This window comes from Salipaludibacillus sp. HK11, from assembly GCF_047795645.1.
Lineage (GTDB): Bacteria > Bacillota > Bacilli > Bacillales > Salisediminibacteriaceae > Salipaludibacillus.
In genome coordinates this window covers 1,704,394-1,717,466 of sequence record NZ_CP181045.1, presented here as the reverse complement: position 1 = coordinate 1,717,466, position 13,073 = coordinate 1,704,394, and the positions used below count along the sequence as shown (strand labels likewise).

The window sequence follows — 13,073 nt, the reverse complement described above, 5'->3', positions numbered from 1 at the left end:
GTTAGTACCTAGTCATATGAGTGTGGATGTGATCTGATGAAATTATCTAAAAGACAGCGTCAGCCTAGGCTGAAAGAAAAAATAGAAGAGAATCCTTTTGTTACTGATGATGCTTTAGCAGTGGAGTTTAATGTGAGTGTCCAAACTGTTCGACTTGATCGTTTGGAGTTGAATATTCCTGAAGTTAGAGCGAGGATCAAGCACGTAGCAAAACAGCAATATGACACCGTTAAAGCTCTACCGATAGAAGAGGTTATTGGTGAGGTGATTGATTTGGAATTAGATCATCATGCCATTTCGATTTTAGATATAAAGGCTGAACATGTGTTTTCGAGAACTGGGATTGCTCGTGGACATCATTTATTTGCCCAAGCTAATTCATTGGCTGTTGCAATTATTGATGATGAATTCGCGCTAACTGCTCAAGCAGATGTATCCTTTAAGAGTCAGGTTAATGTAGACGAAAGAGTTGTAGCTAAAGCGAAAGTGAAAGAAATTCATGAAAATAGAACGCTCGTTGAAGTACTGAGTTATGTCGAGCAAGAACTGGTGTTCAAAGGGAATTTCTCTATGTTTCGTGAGGAGCTTAGTGAAAAGGGGGAAACGACCGAATGAAATTAGCCGTAGACGCTATGGGAGGCGACAAGGCACCTGAAAGTATAATCCTAGGCTGTGAAAAAGGTTTGCATGCGTATAAAGATTTACATATTATTTTAGTTGGTGATGAGAAGAAAATTCGTCCATTACTGAAAACAACGGAGAGAATTGAGATCGTTCATACAGAGGTTATTATTGATAATGATGATTCACCTGTTAGAGCTGTGAGAAGAAAGAAAGATTCCTCTATGGTTTTGACCATTGAGCAAGTGAAACAGGGCAAAGCGGATGCGGCCGTATCCGCTGGGAACACAGGGGCTTTGATGACAGCTGGTTTGCTCATTGTTGGACGGACGAAAGGGATTGAGCGTCCTGCTTTGTCACCGATGTTACCGACACTAGACGGAAATGGTTTTTTACTACTAGATGTTGGGGCAAATATGGATGCAAAACCTTCACACCTTATTCAATATGCTCTAATGGGTGACGTTTATATGAGGAAAGTACAGGGTATTACACAGCCGCGGATTGGATTATTAAATGTAGGTTCAGAAGCTGGTAAAGGAACAGATTTAACAAAACATGTATTTACACAACTACAAGATAGTTCGATGAACTTCGTTGGAAATGTGGAAGCACGAGATTTATTAAATGGTGTAGCTGATGTTGTTGTATGTGATGGTTTTACGGGAAACATTGTATTAAAGTCGATAGAAGGAGCAGCTATGTCGTTGTTTTCATTATTAAAAGAAGAGTTTACTTCATCTTTGAAAAACAAGTTAGCTGCAGGAGTATTGCGACCTTCACTAAAACGAGTGAAACAAAAAATGGATTACTCAGAATATGGAGGGGCTGGATTATTTGGTTTGCAAGCACCAGTGATAAAAGCACACGGTTCATCTGATGACCATGCATTTTTCAGTGCTATTCGACAAGCTAAAAAAATCCACGATGAAGAAGTTATAAATACGATTCAACGGGAAATAGCAAAGCTTCCTTCCCAGAAAGGAGGGCATGAATGACTAAAATTGCCTTATTATTTCCTGGACAAGGATCCCAACAAATAGGGATGGGAAAAGAACTTGCGGAAACGTATCCAACTTGTTCTGCTATTTTTAATGAAGCAGATCAAGTACTTGGTGAGAATTTCAGTGATCTTATTTTCAATGGTGATTCAGAAGAACTTAAAAAAACGGAAAATACGCAACCTGCATTATTAACAACGAGTATCGCTATTTGGCAAATTTTAAAAGAGAAAAAAATCCATCCTGAATATGTAGCGGGACATAGTTTAGGTGAGTACTCAGCGTTAGTAGCAAGTGAAGCAATTAGTTTTCAAGAAGCGGTCAAAGCTGTTCGGTTGCGTGGTCAGCTAATGGAAGCAGCTGTTCCAAAAGGGAAAGGAACTATGGCTGCGATTCTTGGCATGGACCGTGAAAGTGTGATTGCTGTGACGAAGCAAGCTTCGGAACAAGCTGGAGCAGTTCAGCCAGCAAATTATAATTGTCCTGGACAAATTGTTATTTCTGGAACAACAGCAGGTGTAGAGCGAGCGATAGAAATTGCTAAGGAAAAGGGTGCAAAACGTGCTCTGATGCTTTCTGTCAGTGGACCATTTCATTCTAGCTTAATGAAGCCAGCCTCGGAACAGATGGAAAAAGAATTAGCAAAGATGTCGTTTCAAACTCCTAAATTAGAAGTCATAGCTAACGTTACAGCTCAACCTATCGAGAGTGCAGCTGAAATACAACCTCTTCTTATTGAGCAAATCTACTCTCCAGTTTTATGGGAAGATACGATCAACAGGTTAGTAGCAGATGGGGTTGATCTGTTTATTGAAGTAGGCCCTGGGAAAGTACTTAGTGGACTTGTGAAAAAAGTGTCTAGAAGAGCAACGGTGCTTCCGGTGTTTGATGTAGAAAGTTTAGATAAAGCACTAGCAACTATAGAAAGTAAAGGAGAGTGATTCCATGCAAGGACAACATGCCCTCGTTACAGGAGGATCACGCGGAATTGGTAAAGCGATCTGCCTTGAACTTGCGAAACAAGGTGTACATATAGCTGTTAACTATTCTGGTAACAAACAGAAAGCGGAAGAAGTAGTGGAAGAGTGCAAGAGTTATGGGGTAGAATCAATAGCGATCCAAGCAAACGTTGCAGACTCAACGAGTGTACAAACAATGGTGAAATCGGTTATTGAGGCATTTGGTTCGATTGAGATTCTAGTTAATAATGCTGGGATCACTAGGGACACGTTAATCATGCGTATGAAAGAAGAAGATTTCGATGCAGTGATTGATACAAACTTAAAGGGTGTATTTAATTGTGCTAAAGCTGTAACTCGTCCGATGATGAAACAACGCTATGGTCGAATAATAACTATTTCGTCGGTGGTAGGTGTTTTAGGAAACGCTGGACAGGCAAATTATGTAGCTAGTAAAGCGGGAGTCATCGGATTGACAAAATCGCTAGCGAGAGAGTTAGCTAATCGGAATATTCGTGCAAACGCAATTGCTCCTGGGTTTATTGAAACGGAAATGACAGAGAAATTACCAGAATCAACGAAAGATGAATTGTTGAAACAAATTCCACTTGGTGAGTTAGGGAAGCCAGAAGACGTCGCGAGAGTTGTCACATTTTTAGCGAGTGAATCAGCTTCGTACATGACTGGACAAACGATTCATGTAGACGGTGGAATGGTAATGCCATAAAATAATGTAGTATTTTGATGTCGTTTATCCTATAATGACTGAGAGGAGGTGAAGTGAAAATGGCAACGATTAACGAAAGAATAATTAAAATCGTATCCGAGCGCCTCGGTGTTGATGAATCAGAGGTTAAAGCAACTGCAACTTTCAAAGAGGATTTAGGAGCTGATTCTTTAGATGTTGTTGAATTGGTAATGGAACTTGAAGACGAATTCGACTTAGAAATTTCCGATGAGGATGCTGAGAAAATCGCTACGGTCGGTGACGTGATAGAATACATAGAACGTCATCAATAAAATAATATGTAACCAAGTCCTCTCTAATTGGGAGGGCTTGGATTTTAAACATGGGTCTTGTGTCATGTGATTGTTCGTATGATTTCCACTAGTTTTAGAAGATAACTGAGAGGATGTCTACTGGCGTCGTTAGCGCATGAAAATCAAATGGGACAAGTGATGGAGGTTCTCATGCAACAGTCAAGAAAGATCTTTAGAAGGGGAATAAAGCGTCAAGCTAAGAAAATGCAAATGACCGATGCTCAAAAAACAAAATATCGTAATTTTTTAAAAACGATGCATGTCGAATATGAAAATGAAGATTTATTTATTCAAGCATTTACTCACTCTTCTTATGTAAATGAACATCGTATCCGTCCACATGATGACAATGAACGGCTTGAGTTTCTCGGCGATGCAGTTTTGGAATTGGCCATCTCGCAGTACCTTTTTAAGCTCTTCGATCATATGAGCGAAGGAGAGATGACCAAACTCAGAGCTGCAATCGTATGTGAGCCATCATTGGCAAAAAATGCGGATGAATTGCATTTTGGTGACTACGTATTACTAGGTAAGGGAGAAGAGATGACAGGTGGTCGAAGACGTCCGGCTCTTTTAGCAGATGTATTCGAAGCCTTTATAGGTGCTTTGTATTTAGATCGCGGCATGGATGCTGTTTATCAATTTTTAAAAGATTACGTTTACCCTAAAATTCATAATGGTGCTTTTTCACATATGATGGATTTTAAAAGCCAACTCCAAGAATTGATTCAGCGCGAAAATCAAGGACAAATACAATATAAAATCATACAAGAAAAAGGACCAGCTCACGCACGAGAATTTGTTTCTGAAGTTTCGCTAGATAAAGATCAATTAGGGGTAGGTACTGGAAAATCTAAAAAAGAAGCAGAGCAAATGGCTGCGCAAAAAGCTCTTGAAAAATTGAATTCAAAATAAGCAAAATGTATGTTAACTGTCATAGCCCGCTTTTACTTTTTTCTTAATGTAATTCTACATTATAGGGAAAGGTGAGTGCGGGTGATTTTTATTTTGGTTTAGATGACTTCATAGGGTAACTTTATCGCCTTCTTAAGCTAAACTCTTTTGGATTTGATTATTGTTTTGGAGTTAATGCACGAAATCATTGCATATTTATAATTATCGGAATATGATAGGAATTAAAATATTGTGTGTTGCTTCTATGAACTGAATTTTGAACTTAAAGACCACGATATATGTTGTCGGAGAGCGTTCTTGTAGGAATTCTAAGGAATCTTTATTTACAATGGAAACAAACTAGTGATAAAGGAGTGAGATGACCATGGCAGTAGTGAAAGAATTACGAAGTCAAGCGGAAATCGAATCTGCTTATCCAACGATGCGCCAACTGCGAAATCATCTGGACGAAAAAACATATGTAGAACTAGTTTTAGAAGCCCAAATAAAAGAGCAATACCGTTTATTTGCTCTTATTGAAAAAGAAGAAATCGTTGCTGTTATCGGATTTATGCCTATGATTACGTTGTATTACGGAAGGTTTATTTGGATTTGTGATCTTGTTACGGATGAAAAACAAAGGTCTATAGGGTATGGTGAACAGCTATTAAATTACGTTCATGAATGGGCGATGGAACATAAATATAATTCTGTTGCATTGTCTTCAGGAGTTGATCGAAAAGAAACGCATCATTTTTATGAAGAGAAAATGAAATACGAAAAAGCAAGTTATGTTTTTACCAAAACACTTCCTCAAAATAAAAAATACTGACTTTATGGGCGGGATTAGTAAGATAGAGTATTGCTGTAAATCATTTACTTTAAAGAAGGTGGTTGCTGATGTATAAAACGATAAAAGAAACTTCGGAATTATTAGCGATACCGGAAACAACTCTTCTTCATCTCGTTCACAACAATCGTATTCGTGCTGTGCATGATGGACATGAATTCTTAGTTAATGAAGATCAATTTAACAACCATCTTGATCAATTAGAAAAGGCGAAGCAGTTAATTGAAGAGTGGAAAAATGAACCGATTCCAGAAGATATTGATGTGAAGGATGAAGACTAAAAGTACCGAGGCACAAGGCTTTTAATATCAAAACAAGAAAAAACTTGGTGAATAATCGCCAAGTTTTTTCTATTCCTATTATTTTTAAAAAGGAGCATCGTTCATCATTTAAAGTATTCTTTTTCTAATGAGGCAAGTGTTTTAAGCGATTCTTTAGACCAATCATTTTCATCTTCTTGTAAAGAATATTTTTGTTCGCGAAGTGCCTCTTTCAATGACTCGTGATAGTCTGGTATTTCCTTGTCAAACGACTTCAAGTGAGAGAGGGGGATATTTGTTTTTTCAAATTGACTTAATGCTTTTCTTTCATGGAACAAGGCAACATCTACACTATTCGGATTGTGAAGGTCACCTTGAACTGGGTGTTTTAATACGGCATGAACTTTCAACACGCCCAAACCTTTATCTCGATTAATATCAACAATTTCTCCAACATATTTGCCTGTTTTATATATACCTGTAGCGATTTGTCCAATTTCTAGGTCGTGCATAATTTATGATCATCCTTTCCTTTTTTATAAGTTTAACATCATATACCAATTTTGTTTTATAATCAATTGAAACTAAATAGACTTTAGTAATTCTAAAGATTTATGACAATTTTAAAATATAAAATGTAAACGCACCAAATTCCTATTTTTTCTGATAAAATAGTCTATAACAACTACCTTTATTTTCATAAATGGTATTAAATTAAGTATAAAGGTGGGGAACGTGGTAGGGAGGGTTAAAAGATGAGATTAGTAGCTACACATTCTATAAAAACAGGGGAAAAGATAGGCAAGCCACTTACAAACAATAATGGCCAAATTTTAGTTCAAGAAGGAGTCACGATTACAAAACGAATGATCGAGCGGTTAAAAAAATTGAATATAACTTTCATCTACATAGATGATGAGGAGTCTGAAGGTATTGAACCTACAAGTGTCATAACGGATCAAACGAAGGCAGAAGCGATACATGATATTAGACATGCCTTTGGATCATTGGCAGAGGAAACAACGTTGTCGAAATCCTTTATTTTAGATAGATTAGGAAAAAACTTCAAAAAAACAGTTAAAAATATTCTAGTTGATGTAAGAGAAAGTGGTGAAGCAATTTCTTTGCTTTCTGACACGATTGGTCATGATCGATATACGTTTTTTCATTCGCTAAACGTCGCTGTTTATTCAATTGCAATGGCTAAGGAACTAAAGTTCACCGAAGACGAGCAACTAACGATCGGTATAGGGGCGTTACTTCATGATATTGGAAAAACAGAGATTTCTTCTAGTATTTTAAAAAAGCCTGATAAACTTTCAAGCGAGGAAATGGTGGAAATTAAAAAGCATCCCGATATTGGTTTTAATATTCTTAGAAAATGTTTTGAACTATCGACAGTGAGTGCACACTGTGCGTATCAACATCATGAGCGAGTCGATGGGACAGGATATCCTAGAGGAATCAAAGGCAATGATATCCATCGCTATGCTAAAGTCATAGCGATTGCAGATGTGTTTGGAGCAGTTACTTCGAATCGTGTCTATTCAAAAGCAATTTTACCTCATGAAGGAATGGAATTAGTGTTTGCAGGTGCCGGTTCACAATTTGACTTAAAAACGATTCAAGCATTTCGAAAAACAGTAGCAATCTATCCTGTTGGTTTAACGGTTATCCTTAGTGATGGTAGAAAAGCTATCGTTGTGCAACAACATAGACACAATAGTGAAAGACCGGTGATTCGAATCATTGAAGAAAATGATCGAAAAGTATTGCGACCTTATTATGTAGATTTAAATAAAGAATTAACAATTACGATTGTCGAAACAGAAACGACTCTTTCAGCTAATGAAAATAAATTAATTAGCCGATTTTATTTCTAGTAGTTGATGTGAAAAAGTTATCACCCTTGTTCTTAAATAAAAAGGAGTTCCTTCGAAAAGTGAAGGAGCTCCTTTTATTAATCTTTAGATTATTTTTGTTCGCGCATGGTGCGTAATTCCGAAACGATTGCGTCTAGTTCGCTCACACTAAAATTACTCTTTTTCATAACCATTGTATGAAGTTCTTCGATTTCATCGTATTTTTCAAATGAAAAGTCTTCTGGTTTAATGGCAGCACCGTTGACGATGTGTAATTTCATTTTGATATCTTCAATCATAGTAGACAATGCTTCTCTATTTTTTTCGTTGATTGACATTAGTAACACCCTTCCAAATATTATTCGCTACGTTACTATTTTAACATGCAAGTCGAAAAAGACCATAGCTCGATAGAAAAGACATTTATTAATAGCATGAATTTATGATAAAATATATAAGTTAAGGTCTACAAGTATGGTCAATCAAAGATTTAATTAAAATTGAGGTGAATGACATTGTTGCTAAAACGACTTGAACTCGTCGGATTCAAATCTTTTGCAGAACGTTTATCAATTGATTTCGTTCCAGGTGTGACTGCAGTTGTCGGACCGAACGGCAGCGGGAAAAGTAATATTTCTGATGCGATTCGTTGGGTTTTAGGGGAGCAATCTGCTAAAAATCTGCGTGGTGGAAAAATGGAGGACGTCATTTTTTCTGGGAGTGACAGTCGATCAAGGTTGAACATGGCAGAAATTTCTCTTGTATTAGATAACGAAGACCAGCATTTAGCGATTGATTATAGTGAAGTTGCCGTAACGAGGCGAGTATACAGGTCAGGTGACAGTGAGTATTTAATAAATAAGCAACCTTGTCGACTAAAAGATATTGTTGATTTATTCATGGATTCGGGCTTGGGGAAAGAAGCTTTCTCAATCATTGGTCAAGGACGAGTAGAAGAGATTCTTAGTAGTAAATCGGAAGACAGGCGGATGATTTTTGAAGAAGCTGCTGGTGTATTAAAATATAAACATCGGAAATTAAAATCAGAAAGAAAACTTAATGATACGCAAGATAACTTGAACCGGGTAAAGGATATTTTACACGAATTAGAAGTGCAGGTGGAGCCTTTAAAAGAGCAATCCTCCGTAGCTACAGAGTACCTTGAAAAAAAGGATGAACTGAAAAACGTTGAAGTAGGCGTACTTGTAAAAGAGATTGAGGACTTACATCAGGATTGGACCGATGGGAAAAAAGAATGGGAACAATTACAAGACAAGGAAGTCCATTTACAATCAGAAGTGCAAGGTCAAGAAGCGAAAATCCAACGTGACAGAACGGATATGCAAACGATGGATGAATCTATCGAAGACTTGCAAAGTATCCTTCTTTCAACAAGTGAAGATTTGGAAAAGCATGAAGGACAGAAAGAAGTTTGGAAAGAGCGACGTAAAAACTTTTCGCAAAACAAAGAGCAGTTCAGAGAAGAACTTGTACAACTTAAAAAGAAAAAACAGGAATTAAGTTTATCTCTAAACGATCAAATGGATATGCTTGAAAAAACAAAAAAAGTCACAGCTGAAACAGAGCAAATTAAAAATGAACTTGAGGATCAATTGTCCAAGTTAGAAGAAGGCTCAGAAGAACGGGTAGAGCGGCTCAAGTCAGATTACATAGAATGGCTTAATGAAAAAGCCTCACAGACAAATGAACAGAACTATTTGGTTGAACAAGTGTCAAAAAGTGAAGAGAAAAGAGCAAGGTTAGAGAAGGATAATCAAGAATTGCTCCAACGAAGACAAACGGTCGTAAAAGGCCGGGAAGAAGCTCAAACGGCTTGGGAATATGCAAAGCAATTGCTTGAAGAAATATCTACTGAGTATAAAAAAGTGAAGATAGAAGAAGAGCAAAAAGTAAAAGAATATGAAAAGAAAGAAAAGCTTCTTTATGAAGCATTAAATCATGTACAGCAGTTAAAATCTCGTAAACAAGTTTTGGAAGAGATGCAACAAGACTATTCAGGTTTTTTTCATGGTGTAAAAGAAATCTTAAAAGAGCGAGACCAAAGATTCCCAGGTATATTTGGTGCTGTAGCGGAAGTGATAGATGTAGGTCGTGAGATTCAAACAGCGATGGAGATTGCTTTAGGGGCAGCACAACAACATGTGATTGTGCAAGATGAATCGACGGGGAGACAGGCTATCCAGTTTCTTAAACAAAAACGACTTGGACGAGCAACGTTCTTGCCTTTAGATGTTGTAAAGCCGAGATCGATTCCATCTCAAGATGTTGGGCGGATTCAGTCGATTGCTGGTTTCGTTGGTGTTGCGAGTGAATTAATTAAGTATGACTCAGCCTATACTTCTGTGATTCGGCACATACTAGGAAATGTTGTCATTGCAAAAGATATGAAAGCTGCTCAGGAAATAGCGAGGTCATTAAATTACCGCTTTCGCATTGTTACCCTTGATGGGGATGTTGTTAATCCCGGTGGTGCGATGACTGGCGGTAGTGTGAAACAAAAGCAAAGTCAGATTATCGGGCGCCAACAAGAATTAGAAAGAGTTGTTGCGAAGTTTAATCAGCTAGAGGAACAGACGAATGACCTTCAGCATCAAGTAGCAACGTTAAAGCAAGAAAAGTACCAGCTTCAAGAGGACGTTCAGAAGCTTACTAAAGACGGGGAACTCCAGCGTGCTGATGAGCAGGACAAAAAATCATTACTAACAGAAGTTCAGTTATCGGAAGACAATGTTAATGAGCGATTGAAAGTATATGACCTAGAATATGATGAATATAAGCAGGATTTAGATTATAAGCGAAATAGAATTGAACAGCTAAATGGAGCTATTAAACATTCCGAAGCAAAAGTGAACGAAATAAATAATGAAATTGATCGACAATCTAAACAGAAGCAACAAGATCAATCAATAAGAGAGAGTATCTCTACTAAGTTAATGGATATTAAAATTCGTTATGCTAAAGAAGAAGAACAGCGTTCCTATGCTCAGAAATCTTATGACCGTCTTTCAGAAGAAGTAAAAACAATAAGTGAAAGCATATCAGAAAAAGACGAGATTTTTTCCAAATTAGAAAAAGACTTGTCTGATACAGCTATCGATGCTTCCGCTATTGATGAACAGATAGAAAAAAGACGTGATGAAAAGGAACGAGCGATTGGTCTCATCTCCAAACGCCGTGCAGAACGTTTAAATATCCAGCAAAATCATGATGATAGAGAAGAAGAATTGAAGGAGCAGAAACGTCAACTGAAATTTGTTTCTCAAACCCTTCATGAAAAAGAAGTGTTAATCAACAGATTGGATGTGGAATTGGACACACGACTAAATAAATTGCAGGAAGAGTATGAAGTGAGTTTTGAAGGTGCTAAAGGTTCTTACAAGTTACAGATAGATTTAGACGATGCAAGAAATCAAGTCAAATTAATCAAAATGGCGATTGAAGAACTTGGGACAGTGAATATTGGTGCGATTGAAGAATACGAAAGGGTTAAAGAACGATTTGATTTTATAACAGAGCAGAAAGAAGATTTAGAAGAAGCGAAATTCACTTTACACCAAGTAATCGCTGAAATGGATGAAGAAATGACTCGTCGATTTAAAGAGACGTTCGATGAAATTCAGAGCCATTTTCACGAAGTATTCAGAGAGTTGTTTGGTGGTGGAAAGGCTTCTTTGGAATTAACGGATCCTGATGATCTTCTTCTAACTGGTGTTGATATTGTCGCACAACCTCCAGGAAAAAATTTGCAAAATTTAAGTTTATTATCAGGTGGTGAAAGAGCATTAACTGCGATTGCTCTGTTATTTTCTATCTTAAAAGTTCGTCCTGTTCCGTTTTGTGTTCTTGATGAGGTAGAAGCAGCATTAGATGAGGCAAATGTAGCTAGATTTGCACAGTATTTAAAAGGCTTCAGCCAAGAAACACAATTTATTGTCGTTACTCACCGAAAAGGAACGATGGAAGAGGCAGATGTGCTCTACGGAGTAACGATGCAAGAATCAGGAGTATCTAATTTAGTTTCCGTAAGGTTAGAAGAAACAAAAGAATTAATTGGTACCCAAGGTTAAATACAAGGCTGTGGAGGAGTTCATATGAGTTTTTTTAAAAAATTAAAAGAAAAAGTTTCAGGGCAAACGGATTCTGTTACAAATAAATTTCGCGATGGTCTTTCTAAAACACGCGATTCATTTGTAGGTGCGATGAATGATTTAGTCAAAGATTATCGAACGGTCGATGAAGAGTTTTTTGAAGAGTTAGAAGAAATTCTGATTTCTGCCGACGTCGGTGTTCATACTGTTATGCAGCTTATTGATGATTTAAAAGATGAAGCGCGGACGAGAAATATAAGTGATGCAAAAGATATTCAACCTGTTATATCAGAAAAACTGGCAGAATTATTACAAAAGTCGGATCAGGAAACAAAATTAAATATGAAAGAGAATGATCTAACAGTAATTCTCTTTGTCGGTGTTAATGGGGTAGGCAAAACAACAACGATTGGAAAGCTAGCCCATAAGTTCAAACAAGAAGGGAAGCATGTTGTCATGGCAGCTGGAGATACTTTTCGTGCTGGTGCCATTGAACAACTAGAAGTGTGGGGAGAGCGTGTTGGAGTGGATGTAATTAAGCAACAAGCTGGTTCTGACCCAGCTGCTGTAATGTATGACGCAATTCGGTCTGCTCAATCAAAGAAAGCAGATGTACTGCTTTGCGATACAGCGGGGCGTTTGCAAAATAAAGTGAATTTAATGAATGAATTAGAGAAAGTTAAACGTGTTTTAACGAGAGAAGTGCCGGATGCCCCTCACGAAGTCTTGCTCGTTTTGGATGCTACGACTGGTCAGAATGCGATGAGTCAAGCAAAAACATTTGGAAAAGCAACAGATGTTTCTGGAATTGTGTTAACAAAGCTTGATGGTACAGCAAAAGGTGGGATTGTCCTTGCTATTCGGCATGAGTTGGACATTCCTGTGAAACTTGTAGGATTGGGTGAAGGGATGGATGACCTTCAAGAATTCAAAGCAGAACAATACGTTCATGGTCTTTTCGCGGAAGTGTTGGAGCAAGTAGAAGAAGTGGCTGAAGACTAAGAAGAAAGAGAAATGAGAACGTCACTGTAGAAGGCGACTGCGCTTTTCTAATTGACAAGATAAAAACTTGACAGGTCTTTGTTGCTCTTGTATCATTAGCAATCGTAAAGTTAAATCCCTTAACAAGGCGGTGGGCTTCGTGATTGAAAAGACAATCCGCATGAATTACTTATACGACTTTTACCAATCATTACTTACAAATAAACAAAACCATTACATGAGTATGTATTATTTGGATGATTGGTCTCTTGGAGAAATTGCCGAGCATTTTGTAGTAAGTCGTCAAGCTATTTATGATAATATCAAACGGACAGAAGCCTTATTAGAGGAATATGAAGAAAAGTTACAACTTTTTTCACGATACCAAAAGCGCCTGGAATTACTAAGGGAATTGAAGATGATTACTAAAGAGAATGAAAGTCCCGATAGATTGATCCAGATTGTTGAATCTCTCGAAAAACTGGAATAGGGGGG

General features: G+C 37.5%; 14 protein-coding genes. 12 read left to right on the top strand and 2 right to left on the bottom strand.

Going from position 1 to position 13,073, the window contains the following annotated elements; translation table 11 throughout:
• Positions 1–36: 36 nt before the first annotated feature.
• The 8 genes from fapR to ACM26V_RS08460 all read left to right on the top strand — a co-directional run bounded on the left by fapR (position 37) and on the right by ACM26V_RS08460 (position 5,647).
• On the top strand, positions 37–615 hold the full coding sequence (fapR, locus tag ACM26V_RS08495; RefSeq protein ID WP_416150989.1) for a transcription factor FapR: 579 nt from the start codon (positions 37–39) through the stop codon (positions 613–615).
• On the top strand, positions 612–1,619 hold the full coding sequence (gene plsX, locus ACM26V_RS08490) for a phosphate acyltransferase PlsX (RefSeq protein ID WP_416150988.1): 1,008 nt from the start codon (positions 612–614) through the stop codon (positions 1,617–1,619). The genes fapR and plsX overlap by 4 nt, the downstream gene beginning before the upstream one ends.
• Positions 1,616–2,563, top strand: a complete 948-nt coding sequence (fabD, locus tag ACM26V_RS08485; RefSeq protein WP_416150987.1) for an ACP S-malonyltransferase — start codon at positions 1,616–1,618, stop codon at positions 2,561–2,563. Before plsX ends, fabD begins: the two co-directional genes overlap by 4 nt.
• Before the next feature lie 4 nt (positions 2,564–2,567).
• Positions 2,568–3,308 carry a 3-oxoacyl-[acyl-carrier-protein] reductase gene (fabG, locus tag ACM26V_RS08480; protein ID WP_416150986.1) on the top strand — a complete coding sequence of 247 codons (741 nt, stop codon included), beginning with the start codon at positions 2,568–2,570 and terminating at the stop codon, positions 3,306–3,308.
• Between the two features lie 59 nt (positions 3,309–3,367).
• The gene (gene acpP, locus ACM26V_RS08475) at positions 3,368–3,601 is read left to right on the top strand and encodes an acyl carrier protein (protein WP_416150985.1); all 234 of its coding nucleotides are present in this window, start codon (positions 3,368–3,370) and stop codon (positions 3,599–3,601) included.
• 171 nt (positions 3,602–3,772) lie between these two features.
• Positions 3,773–4,537 carry a ribonuclease III gene (gene rnc / locus ACM26V_RS08470; protein WP_416150984.1) on the top strand — a complete coding sequence of 255 codons (765 nt, stop codon included), beginning with the start codon at positions 3,773–3,775 and terminating at the stop codon, positions 4,535–4,537.
• Between the two features lie 364 nt (positions 4,538–4,901).
• Positions 4,902–5,348, top strand: a complete 447-nt coding sequence (locus ACM26V_RS08465) for a GNAT family N-acetyltransferase (RefSeq protein WP_416150983.1) — start codon at positions 4,902–4,904, stop codon at positions 5,346–5,348.
• A gap of 68 nt (positions 5,349–5,416) precedes the next feature.
• Positions 5,417–5,647 carry an excisionase family DNA-binding protein gene (locus ACM26V_RS08460; RefSeq protein ID WP_416150982.1) on the top strand — a complete coding sequence of 77 codons (231 nt, stop codon included), beginning with the start codon at positions 5,417–5,419 and terminating at the stop codon, positions 5,645–5,647.
• 104 nt (positions 5,648–5,751) lie between these two features.
• On the opposite strand, the gene ACM26V_RS08455 is transcribed toward ACM26V_RS08460, so the two are convergent.
• Positions 5,752–6,141 carry a kinase-associated lipoprotein B gene (locus ACM26V_RS08455; RefSeq protein ID WP_416151827.1) on the bottom strand — a complete coding sequence of 130 codons (390 nt, stop codon included), beginning with the start codon at positions 6,139–6,141 and terminating at the stop codon, positions 5,752–5,754.
• A gap of 240 nt (positions 6,142–6,381) precedes the next feature.
• Between ACM26V_RS08455 and ACM26V_RS08450 the strand changes: the two genes are divergently transcribed.
• Positions 6,382–7,509, top strand: a complete 1,128-nt coding sequence (locus tag ACM26V_RS08450; RefSeq protein WP_416150981.1) for an HD-GYP domain-containing protein — start codon at positions 6,382–6,384, stop codon at positions 7,507–7,509.
• Positions 7,510–7,598: 89 nt separating this feature from the next.
• On the opposite strand, the gene ACM26V_RS08445 is transcribed toward ACM26V_RS08450, so the two are convergent.
• Positions 7,599–7,826, bottom strand: a complete 228-nt coding sequence (locus ACM26V_RS08445) for a DUF1128 domain-containing protein (protein ID WP_416150980.1) — start codon at positions 7,824–7,826, stop codon at positions 7,599–7,601.
• Between the two features lie 177 nt (positions 7,827–8,003).
• On the opposite strand from ACM26V_RS08445, the gene smc reads away from it, so the two are divergent.
• The 3 genes from smc to ACM26V_RS08430 all read left to right on the top strand — a co-directional run bounded on the left by smc (position 8,004) and on the right by ACM26V_RS08430 (position 13,068).
• Positions 8,004–11,576, top strand: a complete 3,573-nt coding sequence (smc, locus tag ACM26V_RS08440; RefSeq protein ID WP_416150979.1) for a chromosome segregation protein SMC — start codon at positions 8,004–8,006, stop codon at positions 11,574–11,576.
• 24 nt (positions 11,577–11,600) lie between these two features.
• A complete protein-coding gene (gene ftsY / locus ACM26V_RS08435; protein ID WP_416150978.1) occupies positions 11,601–12,599 on the top strand; it encodes a signal recognition particle-docking protein FtsY in 999 nt (332 codons plus the stop codon).
• Positions 12,600–12,738: 139 nt separating this feature from the next.
• Positions 12,739–13,068, top strand: coding sequence for a putative DNA-binding protein (locus ACM26V_RS08430; protein WP_416150977.1), 330 nt, complete (start codon positions 12,739–12,741; stop codon positions 13,066–13,068).
• Positions 13,069–13,073: the final 5 nt, after the last annotated feature.